Source organism: Alcanivorax sp. (assembly GCF_002726155.1).
Lineage (GTDB): Bacteria > Pseudomonadota > Gammaproteobacteria > Pseudomonadales > Alcanivoracaceae > Alcanivorax.
Genome location: NZ_PBSH01000010.1, coordinates 68,492 through 87,989, shown reverse-complemented (window position 1 = coordinate 87,989; position 19,498 = coordinate 68,492). Strand labels below are relative to the sequence as shown.

General features: G+C 58.5%; 17 protein-coding genes. 10 read left to right on the top strand and 7 right to left on the bottom strand.

The window, feature by feature from the left end; translation table 11 throughout:
* Positions 1–493 (top strand): fatty acid desaturase family protein (locus CL546_RS03785; protein WP_290493094.1); only part of this gene is annotated, 493 nt, incomplete at its 5' end.
* Between the two features lie 124 nt (positions 494–617).
* The gene (locus CL546_RS03780; RefSeq protein WP_007148364.1) at positions 618–1,631 is read left to right on the top strand and encodes an AraC family transcriptional regulator; all 1,014 of its coding nucleotides are present in this window, start codon (positions 618–620) and stop codon (positions 1,629–1,631) included.
* A gap of 76 nt (positions 1,632–1,707) precedes the next feature.
* Here CL546_RS03780 and CL546_RS03775 read toward each other — a convergent pair whose 3' ends face one another.
* The 3 genes from CL546_RS03775 to CL546_RS03765 form a co-directional block, all read right to left on the bottom strand.
* On the bottom strand, positions 1,708–3,033 hold the full coding sequence (locus CL546_RS03775) for a Na+/H+ antiporter family protein (RefSeq protein ID WP_290493093.1): 1,326 nt from the start codon (positions 3,031–3,033) through the stop codon (positions 1,708–1,710).
* Between the two features lie 228 nt (positions 3,034–3,261).
* Positions 3,262–3,780 carry an FxsA family protein gene (locus CL546_RS03770; RefSeq protein WP_290493092.1) on the bottom strand — a complete coding sequence of 173 codons (519 nt, stop codon included), beginning with the start codon at positions 3,778–3,780 and terminating at the stop codon, positions 3,262–3,264.
* A gap of 55 nt (positions 3,781–3,835) precedes the next feature.
* Positions 3,836–4,750 carry a LysR family transcriptional regulator gene (locus tag CL546_RS03765; RefSeq protein ID WP_290493091.1) on the bottom strand — a complete coding sequence of 305 codons (915 nt, stop codon included), beginning with the start codon at positions 4,748–4,750 and terminating at the stop codon, positions 3,836–3,838.
* An 89-nt stretch (positions 4,751–4,839) separates the two neighbouring features.
* On the opposite strand from CL546_RS03765, the gene CL546_RS03760 reads away from it, so the two are divergent.
* Positions 4,840–5,781 carry a sterol desaturase family protein gene (locus CL546_RS03760; RefSeq protein ID WP_290493090.1) on the top strand — a complete coding sequence of 314 codons (942 nt, stop codon included), beginning with the start codon at positions 4,840–4,842 and terminating at the stop codon, positions 5,779–5,781.
* A 216-nt stretch (positions 5,782–5,997) separates the two neighbouring features.
* On the opposite strand, the gene CL546_RS03755 is transcribed toward CL546_RS03760, so the two are convergent.
* A complete protein-coding gene (locus CL546_RS03755) occupies positions 5,998–7,416 on the bottom strand; it encodes a 3-oxoacyl-ACP reductase (protein ID WP_290493089.1) in 1,419 nt (472 codons plus the stop codon).
* A gap of 323 nt (positions 7,417–7,739) precedes the next feature.
* Between CL546_RS03755 and CL546_RS03750 the strand changes: the two genes are divergently transcribed.
* Positions 7,740–9,026, top strand: a complete 1,287-nt coding sequence (locus CL546_RS03750; protein WP_290493088.1) for an acetyl-CoA C-acetyltransferase — start codon at positions 7,740–7,742, stop codon at positions 9,024–9,026.
* Between the two features lie 88 nt (positions 9,027–9,114).
* Here CL546_RS03750 and CL546_RS03745 read toward each other — a convergent pair whose 3' ends face one another.
* Entirely contained in the window at positions 9,115–10,239 is a 1,125-nt protein-coding gene (locus CL546_RS03745; RefSeq protein WP_290493087.1) for a helix-turn-helix transcriptional regulator, read from the bottom strand.
* Positions 10,240–10,567: 328 nt separating this feature from the next.
* Between CL546_RS03745 and CL546_RS03740 the strand changes: the two genes are divergently transcribed.
* The 5 genes from CL546_RS03740 (at position 10,568) to CL546_RS03720 (ending at position 14,334) form a co-directional block, all read left to right on the top strand.
* The gene (locus CL546_RS03740) at positions 10,568–10,876 is read left to right on the top strand and encodes a PepSY domain-containing protein (protein WP_290493086.1); all 309 of its coding nucleotides are present in this window, start codon (positions 10,568–10,570) and stop codon (positions 10,874–10,876) included.
* Between the two features lie 52 nt (positions 10,877–10,928).
* Positions 10,929–11,216, top strand: coding sequence for a PepSY domain-containing protein (locus CL546_RS03735; RefSeq protein WP_290493085.1), 288 nt, complete (start codon positions 10,929–10,931; stop codon positions 11,214–11,216).
* Positions 11,216–11,884, top strand: coding sequence for a response regulator transcription factor (locus CL546_RS03730; protein ID WP_290493084.1), 669 nt, complete (start codon positions 11,216–11,218; stop codon positions 11,882–11,884). The genes CL546_RS03735 and CL546_RS03730 overlap by 1 nt, the downstream gene beginning before the upstream one ends.
* Positions 11,881–13,212, top strand: a complete 1,332-nt coding sequence (locus tag CL546_RS03725; RefSeq protein ID WP_290493083.1) for a sensor histidine kinase — start codon at positions 11,881–11,883, stop codon at positions 13,210–13,212. Before CL546_RS03730 ends, CL546_RS03725 begins: the two co-directional genes overlap by 4 nt.
* Positions 13,213–13,296: 84 nt before the next feature.
* Positions 13,297–14,334, top strand: a complete 1,038-nt coding sequence (locus CL546_RS03720) for an alpha/beta fold hydrolase (protein ID WP_290493082.1) — start codon at positions 13,297–13,299, stop codon at positions 14,332–14,334.
* A gap of 74 nt (positions 14,335–14,408) precedes the next feature.
* On the opposite strand, the gene CL546_RS03715 is transcribed toward CL546_RS03720, so the two are convergent.
* Both CL546_RS03715 and CL546_RS03710 read right to left on the bottom strand, forming a co-directional pair.
* Positions 14,409–16,565, bottom strand: coding sequence for a molybdopterin-containing oxidoreductase family protein (locus CL546_RS03715; protein ID WP_290493081.1), 2,157 nt, complete (start codon positions 16,563–16,565; stop codon positions 14,409–14,411).
* 104 nt (positions 16,566–16,669) lie between these two features.
* Complete coding sequence (locus tag CL546_RS03710; RefSeq protein WP_290493080.1) at positions 16,670–17,275, bottom strand: TetR/AcrR family transcriptional regulator; 606 nt, start codon at positions 17,273–17,275, stop codon at positions 16,670–16,672.
* A 152-nt stretch (positions 17,276–17,427) separates the two neighbouring features.
* Here CL546_RS03710 and CL546_RS03705 point away from each other — a divergent pair, with 152 nt between their 5' ends.
* Positions 17,428–19,446, top strand: coding sequence for an NADPH-dependent 2,4-dienoyl-CoA reductase (locus CL546_RS03705; RefSeq protein ID WP_290493079.1), 2,019 nt, complete (start codon positions 17,428–17,430; stop codon positions 19,444–19,446).
* The last annotated feature ends 52 nt before the right edge of the window (positions 19,447–19,498 follow it).

Here is a 19,498-nt window from a genome sequence, read left to right as displayed (position 1 = left end):
CGCCCCCTTCGTGTTCGCCGGTAATATGGCGGCCAATGTGGCGCGCAACCTGTGGTCTTCCCAGGTGATCTATAACGGTCACTTCCCGGAAGAGGTGGAACAGTTCCCGGAATCCGTGATCGAGAACGAGACCCGTGGCCAGTGGTATGTACGTCAGCTGCTGGGCTCGGCCAACTTTGAAGGTGGCCGTCTGATGCACGTGATGAGCGGCAACCTGAGCTTCCAGATCGAGCACCACCTGTTCCCCGATCTGCCGGCTCACCGTTACGCGAGAATCGCTCCGGAAGTACGCGCTATTTGTGAAAAACACGGCCTGCCGTACAACACCGGGTCGTTCATGCGGCAGTCTCTGAGCGTCTGGAAACGGATCTTCAAACTGTCCCTGCCCAACAAAACTGAAGGCGACAGCAAGAAAGGCCCGCTCGATGGTCTGCGAGCCAAAGTAGTGTCTCTTACCCGTGAACCGCAGTCAGAAAACCGCAAGGCTGCCTGATCGTCCCAGCGCGGTTTGATCTCCTGGTTCGGGCCGGGCCTGCGCTGGTTCCGGCCCTGCCATCCTTATGCTACTCTCAGTGATTCTGAGAGTAGCTTTTTTTGTATTGGGGACAAGGCAACGCATGGCAGAAATGACGGATTCCGGTGTGCTGTTACGGATGGCCTACAAGGCCATGGTAAAAGCCGGTATTGATGCCGATGCCGTGTTGGCGGAGGTTGGGCTCGACAAGTCCATTTTGCAGGTCCCTGACCTGCGCACTCCTCATGATGCCCAGGAATGGTTCTGGCAGGCTTTGGAAAAAGTGTCTGGCGATGAACATATCGGGTTGCATCTGGGTGAACATATTCCCGTCTATAAAGGCCAGGTGCTGGAGTACCTGTTCCTGTCCAGTCCGACCTTTGGCGAAGGCTTGAAGCGGGCGCTGGATTATCAGCGCTTGCTGTCCGATGCCGCCCAGGGAGAACTGTTTGAGGAGGGCGATCGGGTTTTCCTCAAGCAAATGATCTGGAGTAATCGTCTCAGTCATCTCAATGAGTGCATGATGATGGGCGTGATCAAGTTTTTCCGTTTCGTTACCGATGATGCGTTTGAACCGGTGGAGGTGCATTTTGGCCACGCCCGCCATGCGGATCAGCTGGAATATGAGCGTTTGTTCGATTGCCCGGTGAAATTCGATATGCCCAGTGTGGGCATGTATTTCGATGCCAAGGTCATGACTCTGCCATCCGCCCATCACGAACCGGAGCTGTTGCACCTGCACGAACAGCTCGCCAGTGAACAGGTCGCCCGGCTGGAAAAACAGGATCTTGTCGCTCAGGTGAACCGGCTGATTGGTGAATTACTGGAATCCGGCCACGCCAATCTGGAAGAGGTGGCGGAACGGTTGGGTATCAAGGCGCGGCAATTGCGCACGCGGCTGGCGGATGCCGGCACCAACTTCAACCAGCTGGTGGCCGATTACCGTTGCCGTCTGGCCAAACGTCTGCTGGCCGGTACCGATGAATCCATTGATGAAATTGTGTATCTCACCGGCTTTTCCGAGCCTTCCACCTTTTACCGTGCATTCAAACGCTGGGTGGGGATGACCCCCATTGAGTACCGCAAGTTGAAAGCGGAAGAGGACGCGCTGGGCTAAGGCAGTAGCCAGGCTCTAGTGAAATAAAAAAGGCGCCCTTGGCGCCTTTTTTCGTTATCACTTGGCCGCCGCCTGTTTAAAGCACCATGGCCGCCAGCCACCCGGCGGCAATCAGCGGCAAGTTGTAGTGCAGGAAGGTGGGAATCACTGTGTCGCGGATGTGGTCGTGCTGACCGTCCGCATTGAGGCCGGCGGTGGGGCCCAGAGTGGAGTCTGATGCCGGTGAGCCGGCATCTCCGAGAGCAGCGGCGCTGCCCACCAGTGCTGCCGTGGCCAGGGGAGAAAAGCCCAGTGCCAGGCAGAGGGGCACATACAGGGTGGTGATGATGGGAATGGTGGAAAACGATGAGCCAATCCCCAGGGTCACAAAGAGGCCGAGTAGCAGCAACAGGGCGGCCGCAACAGGCGGGCTTTGCAAACCACTGGTTACCGCTTCCACCAATACGGGAACCTGGCCGCTGGCATTCACGACAGAGGCATAGCCGTTAGCGGCGATCATGATGAAGCCGATCAGGGACATCATTTTTACCCCCTGGGTGAAGGCATCCTGAGAATCCCGCCAGGGCACCACTCCGCCCGCTGTAAAGACCAGAAAACCCACCAGTGCGCCGAGAATAATCGAGTCGCTGTAAAGCTGCAGGGCCAGCGCGGACACCAATGCCAGGGCGGCGACGACCACGTTGCGTACCGAGAGAGGGGCATGTTGTTCTTCGCCGGGCAGCTGTACGGGCTGGTAATCACGGGGTTTGCGGTAACGGATTATGGCAAGCAGCAGCCCAACCACCATGCCCGCAGCGGGTAGCAGCATGGCCAGCGGCAGGGTGTCGTTGGGTAGCTCAAGGCCGGCCTTGGCCAGGCTGGGGCCCAGTTGGGTGTGCAGGAAAATGCTGCCGAAACCCACTGGCAACACCATGTAGGGGGTGATCAGTCCAAAGGTCAGGATGCATGCGGCCAGCCGGCGATCCAGGCGTAGCTGGTGCATCACTTCCAGCAAGGGTGGCACCAGAATCGGGATGAAGGCGATATGAATGGGCACCAGATTCTGGCTCATGATCGCAGCTGCCAGCAGCACGGTGAGCAGCAGGGTGCGAATGCGGCGAAGCTGGCTCGGTGCTGGCGAGCGGCCGAGTTTTTCGATAATGCGCCCGGCCAGCCATTCGGTGATGCCGGAGCGGGCGATGGCCACGGCAAAAGCCCCCAGTAGCGCATAGCTGAGGGCAATGTTGGCACCGTCGCCTAACCCGTCAGTGAAAGCGGAAAGCGTGCTTTGCAATTCCAGTCCACTGCCCAGTCCTGCCACCAGCGCGGCGCACAGTAGCGCCAACACCACATTCATGCGGGCAAGGCTGAGGCCCATCAGGATCAATACGGACCAGACAATGGGATTGAATAACGGATTCATGGTGCCTCCACCGTGCGAGCTCTGAGTCTACCGCGAGGCGGCGCAGTCTAGCAGGGGCGGCGAGCACTTCCTAACCTGGTGGCGGGCAGCATTGACCCGTGGATGGCGCATTCTTCTTGTCATTCAGTGAAAGTGATGTGCTGGGGCAGGGAGGAGGTTTTCAACTTGGTCGTCAGCTCGCCCCTGCGGTGTTCGAGCTGACGGTCAGAAGACGAGGAGCGTAAGGGGTTAGCGATCTGTGCGGTGTGATTCACCGTCAATGGTGTCACCGCTAAGGGTGGTCCGGTCATCGTTGCTGCCCGGCCGTTGCTGGAACGGGTTGGGGCCTGCACCGGTGTAGTGGCTGCGCGTGTAGGCAAACCCGGCACCTTGCACGGTGGTGAACCCCTGCAGGGAGCCTTTCTGGATCACCTTGTTGGCCATCCACCGACGCGAGCCCGGAAGTAACAAGGCAAAGCCGACGGTGTCGGTAATAAAGCCGGGGGTGATCAGCAGGGCGCCGCCGAGCAGCAGCATCATGCCTTCCACCATTTCCTGCCCGGGCATTTCACCCTGTTGCATGCGCTGATTCAGGCGTACCCAGGTATCCAGACCTTGGCGGCGGAACAGATAGCTGCCCAGAAGAGCGGTTATCACCGTGGCAACAATAGTGATTGGCCAGCCGATGGCGCCAGCTACCTGTGCCAGCACCAGTACTTCCAGCAGGGCAAAACCGAAAATGAAAAAGAAAACGCGACCAAAACCCATGGGGGTGTCCTGTTTACCGTCAATAGTCAGTATGTGGTCATGATTGGACCTGAATTCAAGGGGCAGGTTCCTGCGCGATGGTGTGCTCCAGTTGCTGGCGAAGCCAGCGGTGGGCGGGGTCGCGTTGCTGGGTCGGGGACCAGATCATGTAGATGGGGACCGGTGGCAGTGCAACGGGGAAGGGCAGTACTTGCAGCTGCATGGTTTCGGCGTACCGCTGAGCGAGCCGGTCGGGGACGGTGGCAATCAGGTCCGAGCCGCCGCAAACCGCCAGTATGCTGGCAAACTGGGTAACCCGGGCCCCGGTGCGCCGCTGCCAACCGGGAGCATTGAGAATTTGATCCAGGGGTAGCTGCCGGTTGCGGTTCGGCAGCACCACATGTTCCGCATCCAGGAATTGCTGTTTGTTGCAGTGCCCCTTGATGTGAGGGTGGCCCCGCCGGGCGATGACGACCAGCTTTTCTTCAAGCAATACATTGCGCTGCAGGCGGTCGTCATCGGCCACAAAGGCATCCACAGATAAATCCGCCCGGCCCTTGTGAAGCTCGTCAGGCATGTCGTCGTCGGCAGCAATGATTTCCAGCACCACATGGGGAGCCTGCTGCCGGAGCGTGGCCAACAGTGGGCCGAGCACCACCATTTCAAAATAATCCACGCTGAGAATGCGAAAATGACGCTGGCTGGTGGCCGGGTCGAAACGGTTTTCCGGGTTCAGGGTGTCGCGCAAGGCGACCAGCTGCGGGCCAAGCTGATCATGTAGCTCCCGGGCCCGGGGGGTCGGTGTCATGCCGTGGTGGGTGCGAACAAACAGGATGTCGCCAAAGGTGTGGCGCAGGCGCTGCAGGGCGGCGCTGATTGCGGGCTGGCTCATGCCCAGAGATTCCGCGGCACGGGAGAGCTGACCGGCTTCCATTATGGCATCGAAGACGGGCAACAGATTCAGGTCGATACTGCGTAAATTCAGTTTCATGGATATTAGTTATATCAAATATCAATTAGAAAGATAAATACAGTCTGTCTAGTTTGGAGATGCGCATAACAACAACCGGGAGAATACCCATGGACCAGATACTGACCTTGTCAGTCACCACCTTCATCGTTATCACCGCCATCTGGGAAGTCTTTGCGGGCCGCACCCGCGAAGGAAGAAAGACTCGCCAGGACTGGAAAGTCGCGTTTCTTGCCACTTTCATGATGGTGGCTATTCAGCGCCCGCTGATGCTGCTGTTGATTACCCTGGCGTTGACCGGTCTTTTCCCGGCCAGCGCTGGCTCTCTTGCCTGGCTGCAAAGCGAGTATTTCTGGCCGACCCTGATTGCCTTCTTCTGCATCGAAGAATTCCTGCATGGCTCTTTTCACCTGTTTGCCCACAGTCGCCGCCCGAAGAACAAGGCGCTGCAGTGGGTTCAGGCGTTCTACAAGATGAGCCATCGGCCCCATCACCTGGCTGGCGGCCAGGACAGCAAGGGGCAGCTGTCTGTGACGCAGACCTTTGTGAATGGCTGGGCCTGGTGGTTCATCATGCCTAACTACGCCTTCCAACTGGCTTGTTTGTATTTGGGCCTGGTGGAAGTCTTCCTTGTGGCGACGGCCTTTAAAGGTCTGTGGGCGGCCCAGACCCATGTGAACTGGAACTGGGATCTGTACTTCCACAATCACAAATGGGCCTGGGTGCGTAAAACCATGTGGGCACTGGCACACGTGATTACCTTTCCGACCCAGCATCACCATCACCACTCCCGTGGCCCGAACTCCGCCAAGAACGTGACGGCTACCCTGGCCATCTACGACTGGCTGATTTTCGGCACTCTGGCCATCGAGAAAGAGAAACCCAAGATGTATGGCTGGCGCCAGAATGATGATGAAGCCAATAGCGTGTTGAAGCGTTACTTCTATTGGGACGTTCGCAACTTCATGCCCGGTGGTGCGGCTAAGGCAAAAGCCCGAGCTGAAGCGAAGGCAGCCAAAAAGGCACAGAAAGACGTGGCTGAGGCCGCCTGATCAACCTCGACTCCTTGTGCTATCCACCTCGGGAGAGCGTGGAATATAAAGACCTCGCCGGATAACCGGCGGGGTCTTTTTTTACTGCTTTAGGGCTGCACTCTGGCTCCTGCAGCGGCGCTGTAGAAAGCGTGGCCTGCAGCCCACAAAAAAGCCGCACCCTGTGGGCGCGGCTTCTTGTTGCTTCTTGCGTGAAGCATGGGGCCTGCTGCGGGTTTAGGCCCCCAGCAGCATCTGGCCACACACGCGCACTACGTTGCCGGTCAGGCCCTGGGAGGCCGGGCTGGCAAAGAAGGCGATGGTTTCGGCCACGTCCACCGGCTGACCGCCCTGGTTCATGGCGTTCATGCGACGGCCCGCTTCACGGATGGTGAAGGGAATGGCGGCAGTCATCTGGGTTTCGATGAAACCCGGTGCGACGGCGTTGATGGTGATGCCTTGCTCGGCGTATTCGTCCTTGAACGCATCGACCATGCCGATTACCGCAGCCTTGGAGCAACCGTAGTTAGTCTGGCCCAGGTTACCGGCAATGCCAGCGATGGAGCTGATGGAAATGATGCTGGCGCCTTTGCCCAAACCACCGCTGGAAAGCAGGGCGTCGTTAATGCGCAGCTGGCTGGCGATGTTGATGTTCAGCACCATGTCCCAGAATTTTTCCGGCATGTTACCCAGCATCTTGTCGCGGGTTACACCGGCGTTGTGGACGACCACGTCATAGCCGCCAATGGCCTTGGCTTTTGCGGCGATGGCTGCCGGGGCTTCGTCAGCGGTGATATCCATTTCCAGGGTGTCACCACCAATCTGGGCTGCTACCGCGTTCAGGTCGTCGGCCATGGGCGGAATGTCCAGCACGGTGACGGTAGCGCCGTCACGGGCCAGTACTTCGGCAATGGCGGCACCAATGCCGCGAGAACCACCGGTAACCAGGGCTTTCTTGCCTGCCAGGGGTTTATCCCAGTCGAATTTGGCAGCTTTGAAACCGGCTTTGGTAACCCGTACTACCTGGCCGGAGACGTAAGCGGATTTTGGTGACAGGAAGAAGTGTAGCGGAGACGCCAGCTGCGCTTCGGCACCTTCATCCACATAGACCAGCTGGGCGGTGGCGCCTTTCTTGATTTCCTTGCCCACGGAGCGGGTAAACCCTTCCAGTGCACGCTGGGCAACACGCGCGGCGCCAGCCTGTTTTTCCGGAGTGCGACCGATCACGACAACGCGGGCGCATTTATCCAGCTTGCGAATCACCGGGTGGAAGAAATCCCACAGGGCTTTCAGTTCGTCCGGGTTCTGGATGCCGGTGGCGTCGAATACCAGGCCTTTGAATTTGGCGTCGTCATCGCGGCTGGCGGTGTAGTTGTCCGCATCCACGCCGAGCTTGCCGGCTTGTTTCTGCAGGTCAGTGGCGTTGGCGGTATTGGCCAGCACAGCGACTTGCGCGTCCGGCGACCCTTTAAGGGTGCTCAGTACGCTAGCGATGCCGGTGGAACCATTGGCGGCACCTACCAGAACGCGGCCTTTGATAAAGGACGCCTGGCCAGGCTGCCAGCGCTCCAGAATAACCGGAATCGGCAAGTTGATTGCGCCGAATAGCGCCTTGCCCATGGGAGAGTTGGCAATCGTCTGATAGGTATCGCTCATGGTCCTGTCCTTTTCCATCGAATGATGAATGTGTTCCTTTACCTTTAGGGTAAGCGGAACGGGTTTAAAGGGGTGGCGCGTAAAGAAGGGTTGAAAATACGCCTTCTTTCGTAGGGCAGGAAAATCCGCCCTGTCGCACACTGGCGCGTATTGAATCACTGCAGTGTGACGGGTGTATTGACCGGCCCCGGCCGTCAAACAGTCGTTTGAGCCAATGAGGCCGGCCCGGTTGGGGGTAGACTGCGCCCTGTCGAGTGAATACCGTGGCCAAATTAGCCACCGTCGTCGTCATTGATGACCGTCCATCTCTAGAGGAAAAGATTATGCTGGCAGGTAAAGCCGTTCGTAAGGTCGCCATTATTGGTGGTAACCGTATCCCGTTTGCCCGTTCCAACAGCGCCTACATCGACACCAGCAACCAGGACATGCTCACAGCAGCTCTGGATGGCCTGGTCGATCGCTTCAAGCTGCACGGTGAGAAGATTGATGAAGTGGCCGCAGGCGCAGTGATGAAGCACGCCCGTGACTTCAACCTGGTTCGTGAAGCCGTATTGGGCTCCAAACTGGCCCCGGAAACTCCGGCCTACGACCTGCAGCAAGCCTGTGGCACTGGCCTGGAAGCGGCCATTCTTGTGGCCAACAAGATCGCCCTGGGCCAGATCGATTGCGCCATCGCCGGCGGTGTGGATACCACCTCGGATGCGCCGCTGGGTGTGAACGAAGATGCCCGTAAAGTGTTTATGGCGCTGAACCGTGCCAAGACAAATGGCGAGCGCGCCAAGCTGGGCCTGAAACTGTTGAACCCGAAATCCCTGATGCCCGACATCCCGAAAAATGGCGAGCCGCGTACCGGTCTGTCCATGGGTGAGCACCAGGCGATTACTGCCGCTGAGTGGGGCATTCCCCGTGAAGCGCAGGATGAGTTGGCATGGCGCTCTCACCAGAACCTGGCCAAATCCTATGAAGATGGCTGGCAGGATGACCTGATTACGCCTTTCAATGGCCTGGAGCGCGACAACAACATGCGTGGCGATTCCACCCTGGAAAAGCTGGCCACCCTGAAACCCTGCTTCGGCGGTCCGGACGGCACCATGACCCCGGCCAACTCCACTCCGCTGACCGATGGTGCCTCCACGGTGCTGCTGGCCACAGAAGAGTGGGCCAAGGAGCGTGGTCTGCCGGTACTGGCCTACCTGACCCTGGGTGAAGCGGCCGCCGTTGACTTTATCGGCAAGAAAGAGGGCCTGTTGATGGCGCCGGCGTACGCCGTACCGAGCATGCTGGACAAGGCCGGTATCACCCTGCAGGACTTCGATTTCTACGAAATCCATGAAGCTTTTGCGTCTCAGGTGCTGACCACTCTGAAAATGTGGGAAGACGAAAGCTTCTGTAAAGAGAAGCTGGGTCGTGACAAGCCGTTGGGTAGCATCGATCGCAGCAAGCTGAACGTGAAAGGCTCCTCTCTGGCAGCCGGTCACCCGTTTGCTGCCACCGGTGGCCGTATTATCGCCAACGCCGCCAAGTTGCTGAACGAGAAAGGCTCCGGCCGTGCACTGATCTCTGTGTGCGCTGCGGGTGGTCAGGGTGTGGTCGCGATTCTCGAAAAGTAATCGCTCCCACCTGGTAATAAAAAAACCGGCCACGTGGCCGGTTTTTTTATGTCTCCGATTTTTATCGGGCTGTGCAGTAATGCGTTGATCACCGTACCTGCATGGCGCCGGATAACAGGGTGCGAATCACATCCTGTTGTTTGTTGACCCCCATTTTGCTGTAGATGGCTTTCAGCTGTGAGCGCACGGTATCGACGGATGTTCCATTGTTATCCGCGATCTGGCCGGGGCTCAGGCCGTTGGCCAGGGCAATGGCCACACTGGATTCTGACGGGGTCATTTCATAGAGCGAACGCAGGGTCTCTGCCGGTATGTTCAATGGCGAGTCAGGATCGGAAATATACAGTGCTACGGTACCGTTGATGGGCTCACCGTTCGGTGTCTGGTCTTCATTCAGGGTAGCGAGCATGACCGTCAGCGCGTTATCTCGGTCTGGATGGTGCAGCCCGATGGCGGTGTTGCGGGTGGTAATGTCCTTGGGGGCGGCTTTGGCCTGCTCTGCAATCAGGCGGGCAAGGCGGGCATCTTCATCCGCGTAATAAGCTTTGATGCCCGCACCGGTCAGGGCCAAGCCGTTATGCTGGGCCAGCAGCGCATCGGCAACCGGATTGCGGTAGGTCACCGTGCCATCCGGTTCAAGAATAATCAGGCCGAGCATAAACCGCGACAGTGCGCTGTGCAGGGTTTGCTGGCGTGTGCGCAGGCGGTGGAACTCACGGTGAATGCGGATGGCCCGTTTGAAGTGCGGGTAGAGCAGCCGTAATTTGGCAATATCCGTATCGGAAAACGGTTCCGCACTGAATGATCGGTGCAGGCCAATACCCACGAGCCATTCCTTGTCGTGGAAGATGTTCATGCCGGAAATGAAGCCGATATCATTGGGTTTGAGAATCAGCCGGAAATAATACGGGTGGGCGTCTTTCACTGCCCGGGAGTCAATGATTTGCCGCGCCTGGCCGACGGGCTCATCCCGTTGAGCTTGAAAGGTATAGTCATACTTGCCTATGCCAAACCGGTAGGACGCTACCACGGCCTTGGGCAAGCCGTGGTAGCCGATCATGCTCCGGGTTCCACCCTGGTGATCCTCAATGAAAATCGCTCCGGAACGGGCGTCCATGACGTTTTCACACAGTAGTGTCATCACCCGGTTCCAGTGGCCCGGGTTGTAGGACGCTTCGTAAATTTCCCCAATAAAATCCAGTAATCCGTCCATACAGACAGCGTTCCCCCTTTACCGCAGCCCCATCCCCCCATGAATAGCTTTGCGGTGTTCTTCGAGAGGCCAGCTCGGCCCGTGTCCTGTCGGTCGAATCCTGTGAATGGCCGACCCTTGGACGCGAATAATTATCAGGGAAATATAACGTATCCATGGAAAAAAGATAACCGCGTCACGTTTTCAGGGGGCAGAAGGGGAGCTTGAACGGTTGCCGGATGGCAGGGCATTTCCTGCCTGTGATTCAGGTCGATGTCAGCCCGGATTCAGGTTCCATTCAGGTTGGTGGGCTAGTCTTCTCTCGACTTCAACGAAAAGGAGAGCAAACATGACTTTGACCAAGACAACATTGATCGCTGCGGTATTGGGTCTAGCTTCTGTGAGTGCAGTACAGGCGGATGATGTTCCCCACAGCCAAATCGATTCGCTAGTGAAAGACGGCACTATCCAGTCCCTGGATAAACTGGATAAGGTAGCAATGGATAAGCACCCCGATGCGAAGATTACCGACACGGAGCTGGAAAACGAGTATGGCCGTTACATCTACCAGGTTGAACTGCGTGACCCGCAGGGTGCGGAGTGGGATCTGGACATTGATGCCAGCAACGGCGAGGTGTTGGGCGAAGAGCGGGACTGAGTCCTTGCTTTCCCACACAGTGCCGAGTCAACGGCCACGCAAGAGCAGGGCGATGTTTATCGCCCTGTTGTGCGTGTGTTCATTGTCCAGTGTGGCCGATGACATCAGCCAGGACGAAGCTCTGCAGTTGCGCCAACAGGGTGCCATTCTGTCGTTTGCCTCGCTGCTGGAGACCCTCGAACAACGCTACCCGCAAGGGCGGGTGCTGGAGGTCGAGCTGGAGCGTGACGATGGCTTGCTGATCTACGAAATTGAGGTGTTGACCCGGGATCAGGTGGTACGCGAGATTGAAATGGATGCTCGCACCGGCCAGGTGCTTGATGACGAGCGTGACGACTGATGCGGATCTTGTTGGTCGAAGACAGTATCCCGCTGGCGGATCAGTTAATGCCGTTACTCCGCGAACATGGCTATGCGGTTGACTGGCTGGCAGATGGCCGGGATGCCTTGCCCGCACTGAATGATGATCCTTTTGATCTGGTGGTGCTGGACCTGGGGTTACCGGGGCTGGATGGCCTGCAAGTTTTGCAGCGTTGGCGGGCGGAAGGGCAGCAGGTGCCTGTGCTGGTTCTGACAGCCCGCGACAGTTGGGCCGAACGCATTGAAGGCCTGCAAAGCGGAGCGGATGACTATCTTGCCAAACCGTTTCACCCTGACGAATTGTTGTTAAGGGTACAGGCCTTGTTGCGCCGCACCCACGGACGAGCGAACACTTCTCAGTTGACTGCGGGCACCTTCAAACTGGACGAAAATCGCCAAAGTGTCTGGTCGGGGGAGAAAGAGATTACCCTTACCGGTGCGGAATTCCGCATGCTTCGCTACTTCATGCACAACCCTGACCGGTTGCTCTCCAAAGGGCAATTGGCCTCCCATCTTTACGATAATGAAAGCGACCGTGATTCCAACGTGCTGGAAGTCCACGTGAACCGTCTGCGCCGTAAATTAGGCAAAACCGTGATTAAAACACGCCGTGGCCAAGGCTATGTCTTTTCCGGGAAAGCACCATGAATTCCATGGGGCGCCGGTTGGGAATAAGCCTGTTTGTCAGCTTGCTGCTGGCCGGCGGGCTGATCAGTCAGGGGGCGCTGTGGTGGCTGGAGCGGGATCAGCGCCAGACACTGAGCCTGCAGTTGCGAGATGATGCGGCAGGGGTGCTGGCGGCTCTGGTGGCCGGCTCGCAAGGACGTTTGAGCCTGGATACGTCTCGTTTGCACCCGGCGTATCGGCGCCCGTTGTCCGGGCGTTATTTTGTGGTGTTACTGGGCGATCAGCGTTGGCGCTCGCGTTCCCTGTGGGATCAGCAGTTGACGCTTCCCTCTGCGCCGGGGGTGCAGCCGACACTGCAAGCCGGGCCATCGGATCAGCAGTTGCTACGTTTCCGTGGCGAATACGAGAAAGATGGCCAGCCGGTTTCCGTGGTGGTGGCCCAGGATTACACACCGATTTTGACCACCTATAACCAGACGCGCACGGTCGTGTTACTGGTTTGGGTCGGTGTATTGCTGTTGTTGGCCGGGGTGCAGCAGTGGCTGCTACACCGTGGCTTGGCGCCGTTGCGGCTGGCCCGCAAGGAAATTGAACAATTGCGGGGCGGCAAGCGCCATGAGCTGAACGAAGCGGTGGTGCAGGAGCTGCATCCACTGGTGGTGGAAATCAATCGCCTGCAACGCCATACCGAGCAGCAGCTACAGCGTTCACGCCATGCTTTGGGTGACCTGGGCCATGCCCTGAAAACGCCGCTGGCGATTCTCAAAAACCGTTGTACAGAGGAGCTTCAGGCCTCCGATCCGCCCCTGTATGCCATGCTGTGCGAGCAGCTCGCACAGATGGAAGACAACATTCGTCGTGCGCTGGGGCGAGCCCGGGTGGCAGCCGGTGTCACGGCCAGTAATCCCTTTCGCCCGACGGCCGATATCCCGTTATTGCTGAAGACCCTGGAGCAGGCCCATCAACGTGATCTGCTGGTTCAGGTGAAGATGGCGAAGCTGTCAGCGCAACCGTTTGACCGGGATGACATGCTGGAAGTGCTGGGGAATGTGCTGGATAACGCGTTCAAATGGGCGGATTCGCGTATTGCCCTGACGGTGGAGGTGGAGACGGGCGGTGATCACCGGCAATTCATTGTGTGTGTTGATGATGACGGCCCCGGGATTGAGGCGGCCCGCTACGAGCAGGTATTGCAGCGCGGGCAGAGGCTGGATGAACGCGCAGCTGGCCATGGGCTGGGATTGTCGATTGTTAGCGATACGGTTGCCGCCTATGAGGGTACGCTGGTGCTGAAGCCGAACCCTTGGGGTGGCCTGCGCGTGCTGCTGTCTTTTCCTTTCCCTGCATAGCGCCTGGGGCGTGCGTGGGGAACCGGTTGGGTGAAACAGGGCTCAAAGGTCACTGTCGACACTGTTTATCTGCAAGGAGGTTTTATGAGGGGGAAGTCCCTGCCGTTGTCCCAGTCTCAGCAATGGGGCCGCTGGCTTACTGCATTGTGCTGCCTGTTGCTGGCCCGCACGGCACTGGCCGATCCGGCCGTGCTGGATGCTCGACTCACGGATTTTGCGTATCCCTACCCGGTAAAGACCCTGACGCTGGCTGATCAGCAACAGAGCCTGGAAATGGCCTATATGGATGTGAAGCCGGAGCAGGCCAATGGCCAGACAGTGCTGTTGCTCCATGGCAAGAATTTTTCCGGGGCCTATTGGAAAACCACCATGGATGTTCTGTTGAAACAGGGCTATCGCGTGGTGGTGCCGGACCAGATCGGTTTCGGTAAATCCTCCAAACCTGCTCATTTTCAGTACAGTTTCCAGGTATTGGCGGACCAGACCCGTCGCTTGCTGGATACTCTCAAGGTGGAGCGCGCCACGGTGGTTGGCCATTCCATGGGCGGCATGTTGGCCACCCGGTTTGCGTTGATGTTTCCGCAACGCAGCGACGCATTGGTGTTAGTGAATCCCATCGGTCTGGAAGACTGGCGCCCGGTGGTGCCCTGGCAATCGGTGGATGCCTGGTATCAGGGTGAGCTGAAGAAAACACCGGAAAAGGTCAAAGCCTACATGACCGCCAGTTATTTCGATGGGCAGTGGAAAGAGGATTACGCGCCGCTGCTGACCTTGCAACAGGGCTGGATTCGCGGGCCTGACTATAAGCGCATTGCATGGAATTCGGCACTGGCCTACGACATGATTTACAGCCAGCCGGTCGTGCAGGATTTTCCGCGCCTGACGGTGCCTTCCTTGCTGATTATCGGTACCCGTGACCGCACTGCGTTGGGCCGCAATCGTGCGCCGGAAGCGGAGCGTGCCAAGCTGGGTCGCTATGATCAACTTGGCAAGAAAGCGGCAGAACGTATTCCCGATGCCACCCTGGTGGAGCTGGAGGGTATCGGTCATGTGCCTCAGTACGAAGCGTTTGATGACTACCGCGAGGCATTGCTGGGTTTTCTGAAGGAGCACCAGAGCTGATTGAGGCAATGATTGTCTGAGGTATTCCCGGGGAGCGCAGTATCAGCATGCTTTTGCTGCCCGGGGTTGCGCTGTTAGAGCTCCGGCTTAGTGCTTGCATCGCGATCGGCCACGGACGTCACCGGCTGAATGGACACCGGGACGCCGCTCATAAAAGCCTGATTACTGAGTTTTTCATAACTGCCGGGGCCATTGGGAAGCAAGGCATTGATGTTGACCCCGGGGTGCTGCTGCGCCACACGCATACCCGGCGTTTGCCGGTTCCCCCAACCGTGGGTCATGGCGACCACGCCGGGCCGCAAGCTGCTATCGCTGCGCACGCCAACCTGCACTCGCCCGTATTCGTTGCTGGCTTCGACGGCGTCACCGTCCTGGATTCCCATGGATTCGATATCTGCCGGGTGCATGTGCAGTGAGTTACTGGCGTTGGCGCCGCGTTTTAGCGTTGGCACGTTCTGATACCAGCTGTTATGCATGTAGTTGGTGCGCAGGTTGATCAGGCGGAACGCCGGGGCGGCTTGTTTCAGCGCCTGAAATTGCTGGTCGGCCAGTGTCAGGGCATCGGCAAACAGCGGCGGACAGCAATCCACTCGTTTGTCGTCTGTTTGAATGAAGTCGGTATAAAACCGGCCAATGGATTGGGTGTCTAGCACAGCGGTGCCGGACGGCTGTTGCGCCAGCGCGTCCACGCACAGCCCGGAGCGTGACAGCATATGATCGAGCCGGGCAAACGGCTGGGGCGGGTCCTGTTCCAGCATGGGGGCGTGCAGGGCCATCGCCTGCAACAGACGAGACAGGATCCACCATTCCTCGCGGCGCTGGCCGGCCGGGGTAACCACCGCATCGGTGTATTGCACGTAGGGCTGATATTGCATGCCCAGCCCGCAGATATTCAGGTCCGGTCGCTCCAGCATATCCGCAGACGGCAGCAAATAATGGGCGTATTCGCCGGTGGCATTGCGAAACAGGTCAATGACGATCAGCAGGTCCAGTTTTTCCAGCGCCTGGCGCCAGCGGGCTTCGCCACCCACGCTGAGTAAGGGATTGCCGGCGATGACCACCAGGGCGCGGATGGGATTGTCATCATCGAGGATCATGTCCGGCAACAGGTTGCCAGCCAGGGCGCCGCGGATATGGCGCATTTCGCCGTGTTGGGAGGGGAAGAATACGTTATCGAGCCGGGCGCGGCCGGCCTTCGCCGCCGGGTAAAATCCTTCGCTGTAGAAATTGCCACCGGGACGGTCCAGGTTGCCCGTCACAAAGCTCAGCATCTGGAGCAGCCAGTAGCAAAGCGTGCCGTGCTGGCCCATGTTGACGCCGGTGGACATGTGCACGGAGGCCCGGTTGGCGCCGCTGAAGGTATCCGCCAGGCTGCGGATAGCGTCGGCGCCCAGTCCCACCACGCTGGCCACGGCGTCTGCGGAGTAGGGAGCAATAAAACTGCGCAAGTCTTCAATGCGGGAACCATGGTCACGGATCACGCGTTCATCAAAACGGCCCAGTGCATCGATTTCGTGGATCAGTGCGGCCATCAGGTAGAGGTCGGTGTCCGGCAGAATCTGCACCACGTCCCCGGTTTTGGGGCTGGCGGATTCGATCTGACGGGGGTTGATGTAGAACACCTTGGCTCCGCGCTGGCAGGCGCTGCGGATTTTGGCCATGGGGTCGGCGATGGAGATGAAACTCATGTGAGAAATTTTGGGGTTCTCGCCGAAAATCAGCAGGCAGTCAGTGCGTTCAATATCCGGTAGCGGGTGCAGGGTGCTGGTGCCGAACACCGCCTCGCCGGCGGCGAATTTGTTGGCGCAGTCCTGGGTGCCGGAATTGAAAATACGCCGGCTGCCCATGGCCATGAAGAAATCGCCAATGGCCTGGCTGCCCAGCGCATTGAAGGCCGAGGGGTTGCCAATATAGCCGCCGATGGCGTCGGGGCCATACTGTTCGTGTATCTGTGACAGGGTGGCGCCGATGTCCGTGACAACGCTGTCCCAGTCCCGGGGTTGCCATTGGCCCTCACCGGGCCGGCGGCTGCCTTGCCGTGCCAGGGGCTGATCAAGGCGATCCGGATCCTGATGGATGGCCAGGTAGTTGAGGCCCTTGTGGCAGGCAAACCCTTGGCTGACCGGGTGCGCCTTGTCCGGTTGCAGGCGGGTAACGGTTCCGTCGGTAACCTGGGCGATCAGTGCACAGGAGGGTTCGCAAACCCGGCAAAATGTTGGAATGGATTTCATGGCAGCCTCCCTGACGATTCAGTCAGGCTAGCCAATCGCGCCCGGGCAGGACATGACCGTTCCACTCATTTGTAGCGTCGCGGTCACGGGATGAGCGCACAGGGTCAGGCAGAAGGCTGTGACAGGGCGGCCATGATCAGGGCAATGGACTGCTCACTCACTGTTTCGATATCTTCCCGGTTCACGTAGATACCATCAATCAGCAGGCGACACAGGCCGTGGACCGTGGCCCAGCTGGCCTGAGCCACGCGCAGCGAATCCGTTCTGGCGGGCAGGCGACCGGCCAGCAGTGTCGCCAGCCGCTCGGCGTAGTGTCGGAAGCTACGGTAGGCGATGGTTTTCAGTTCATCGGTGGGCTCGCCGCTTTTCCAGATGGTGCGCCCGAACATCAGTTCATATTGTTCCGGGTTTTCGGTGGCAAAGCGCAGGTATTCGCGGACAAAATCCTGAATGCCTTCCTGGGAGCCGGCCTGGTGCAGCTGGCGATTGATCATTTCGTCCAGTTGCTGGAAAGCCTGGGTGGCCAAAGCGCAGAGCAGGGCGTTCTTGTCACGGAAGTGGTGATAGGGGGCGGTTCGGGAGACGCCAGCCCGCTCGGCCAGCTTGCGCAAGGATAAACCCTCAACGCCTTGCTCACTGAGCAGCGTATTGGCTTCCTGCAGCAAGGTATCGTGCAGGTCGCCGTGATGATAGCGGCCGGTCTGTGTCATGAGTGTCTTGCCTTTTGCGTGGTGGCGTGTCGCGTGAAGCCTGTTGCATCTATTTCAATCTTGACACTGTCAAAATAACCGCTTAACTTGACGCTGTCCAGATTAATCAACGCGTAGCCATCTGTGGTGCAGATGCCTTTGGAGACAACACCATGACAGCCAACCGCTATTCCAACCTGCTTTCCCCGCTGGATCTGGGGCATACCCAGATCAAGAACCGGGTGATTATGGGGTCCATGCATACCGGTCTTGAAGACCGTTTCTGGCAGTTCCCCAAGTTGGCGGCCTACTTTGCCGAGCGGGCCCGTGGTGGCGTTGGCTTGATCGTGACCGGGGGGTTCAACCCCAACAAGAAAGCTTGGTTTTACCCCTTTGCCGGGTTGTTCAACAGCCGTTTGGATGTGCGTAACCACCGCAAGGTGACAGATGCCGTGCACCAGGAAGGAGGCAAGATCGCTCTGCAGATTCTCCACGCCGGTCGTTACAGTTATCACCCGTTTTCCCGTTCGGCGTCTGCCATTAAAAGCCCGATCAACCCCTTCAAGCCCAAGGCCATGTCCACCAAGGAAGTGGAGCAGACGGTCAAGGATTTTGCCCATACCGCATGGCTGGCCAAGAAGGCCGGTTACGATGGTGTGGAGATCATGGGGTCCGAAGGCTACCTGATTAACCAGTTTACCGCGTCGTGTACCAACAAGCGCAAAGACAAGTACGGTGGCAGTGCGGAAAACCGCCGCCGTTTCCCGGTGGAAATTGTCCGCGAAGTGCGCAAGCGCTGCGGCGACGATTTTATCGTCATGTTCCGTATTTCCGTGGTGGATCTGGTACCCGATGGCGCGACCCGTGAAGAAGTCCTGGCGCTGGCCAAAGAGTTGGAAGCCGCTGGCGCGAGCCTGCTTAATTCCGGTATTGGCTGGCACGAAGCACGCGTGCCCACCATCGTTACCTCTGTGCCCCGAGCGGCCTTCGTGGAAGCCCCCCGCCAGGTAAAAGACGTGGTTTCCATCCCGGTGGTGGCCTCCAACCGTATTAACGACCCGGACGTGGCAGAAGCCATTCTGGTCGCTGGCCAGGCGGACGCGGTCTCCATGGCGCGCCCGTTGCTGGCGGACCCGGATTTCGTCAAGAAAACCGAGCAGGGCAAGGCGGATGAGATCAACACCTGTATCGCTTGTAACCAGGCCTGTCTGGATCATACCTTCCAGCTCAAGCGGGCGTCCTGTCTGGTCAATCCCCGTGCCTGCCACGAAACCGAACTGTTGTACCTGAAGACCGCCAAGCCTAAGAAAGTGGCCGTGGTGGGCGCAGGCCCGGCCGGCCTGTCCTGTGCCACAGTGGCGGCAGAGCGAGGCCATGCGGTGACCCTGTTTGATCAGGCGGGGGAAATTGGCGGCCAGTTCAACATGGCCAAAGTGGTGCCGGGTAAAGAAGAATTTCATAACACCATCCGTTATTTCAGCAAAAAACTGGAAAGCACTGGGGTCACCATGAAGCTGAATACCCGGGTGGAAATTGCTGATCTGGAAGCCGCCGGCTTCGATGAAATTGTTATTGCCACCGGCGTGGTTCCGCGTACCCCCGGCATCCCGGGTGTGGACCATCCCAAGGTGTTGTCTTACGTGGACGTGCTGCGTGGTAACGCCCAGGTGGGCGAGAAAGTGGCGGTCATTGGTGCCGGTGGTATTGGCTTCGATGTGTCCGAGTTTCTGGCCGAACATCCCCGCGAAGGCGAGCAGCCATTGCCGGAGTGGATGAAAGAATGGGGCGTGGATATGGCGGGTGACACCCCCGGTGGCCTGGTGAAAGCGGCACCGGAAAAACCGGCCCGCCAGATCACCTTGCTGCAGCGCAAGCCGACGCCGCTGGGTAAGGACCTGGGCAAAACCTCCGGCTGGGTACACCGTGCCACGCTCAAGTCCCGCAACGTGGAAATGCTGAAAAACTGCAGCTACGAAAAAATTGATGATGCGGGCCTGCATATCAAGATTGGTGAAGAAAGCCGGGTGCTTGACGTGGATAACGTGATTCTTTGTGCCGGGCAGGAATCCCTGCGTGAGCTGTACAAGGAAGACGGCAAGAACTTCCACCTGATTGGTGGCGCCGATCTGGCGGCTGAGCTGGATGCCAAACGCGCGATCAAGCAGGGCGCGGAAGTGGCGGCGAAGTTGTAAAGCAGGTGCTAGCTTCTAGCTGCTAGCAACGAGAGAAACCAAAATAGCCCCG

What these genes read in the sequence shown, in the direction of transcription:
- CL546_RS03780 (WP_007148364.1), top strand. Translation starts at nt 618, where the DNA reads ATGGCAGAAATGACGGATTCCGGTGTGCTGTTACGGATGGCCTACAAG.
- CL546_RS03775 (WP_290493093.1), bottom strand. Translation starts at nt 3,033, where the DNA reads ATGAATCCGTTATTCAATCCCATTGTCTGGTCCGTATTGATCCTGATG.
- CL546_RS03770 (WP_290493092.1), bottom strand. Translation starts at nt 3,780, where the DNA reads ATGGGTTTTGGTCGCGTTTTCTTTTTCATTTTCGGTTTTGCCCTGCTG.
- CL546_RS03765 (WP_290493091.1), bottom strand. Translation starts at nt 4,750, where the DNA reads ATGAAACTGAATTTACGCAGTATCGACCTGAATCTGTTGCCCGTCTTC.
- CL546_RS03760 (WP_290493090.1), top strand. Translation starts at nt 4,840, where the DNA reads ATGGACCAGATACTGACCTTGTCAGTCACCACCTTCATCGTTATCACC.
- CL546_RS03755 (WP_290493089.1), bottom strand. Translation starts at nt 7,416, where the DNA reads ATGAGCGATACCTATCAGACGATTGCCAACTCTCCCATGGGCAAGGCG.
- CL546_RS03750 (WP_290493088.1), top strand. Translation starts at nt 7,740, where the DNA reads ATGCTGGCAGGTAAAGCCGTTCGTAAGGTCGCCATTATTGGTGGTAAC.
- CL546_RS03745 (WP_290493087.1), bottom strand. Translation starts at nt 10,239, where the DNA reads ATGGACGGATTACTGGATTTTATTGGGGAAATTTACGAAGCGTCCTAC.
- CL546_RS03740 (WP_290493086.1), top strand. Translation starts at nt 10,568, where the DNA reads ATGACTTTGACCAAGACAACATTGATCGCTGCGGTATTGGGTCTAGCT.
- CL546_RS03735 (WP_290493085.1), top strand. Translation starts at nt 10,929, where the DNA reads ATGTTTATCGCCCTGTTGTGCGTGTGTTCATTGTCCAGTGTGGCCGAT.
- CL546_RS03730 (WP_290493084.1), top strand. Translation starts at nt 11,216, where the DNA reads ATGCGGATCTTGTTGGTCGAAGACAGTATCCCGCTGGCGGATCAGTTA.
- CL546_RS03725 (WP_290493083.1), top strand. Translation starts at nt 11,881, where the DNA reads ATGAATTCCATGGGGCGCCGGTTGGGAATAAGCCTGTTTGTCAGCTTG.
- CL546_RS03720 (WP_290493082.1), top strand. Translation starts at nt 13,297, where the DNA reads ATGAGGGGGAAGTCCCTGCCGTTGTCCCAGTCTCAGCAATGGGGCCGC.
- CL546_RS03715 (WP_290493081.1), bottom strand. Translation starts at nt 16,565, where the DNA reads ATGAAATCCATTCCAACATTTTGCCGGGTTTGCGAACCCTCCTGTGCA.
- CL546_RS03710 (WP_290493080.1), bottom strand. Translation starts at nt 17,275, where the DNA reads ATGACACAGACCGGCCGCTATCATCACGGCGACCTGCACGATACCTTG.
- CL546_RS03705 (WP_290493079.1), top strand. Translation starts at nt 17,428, where the DNA reads ATGACAGCCAACCGCTATTCCAACCTGCTTTCCCCGCTGGATCTGGGG.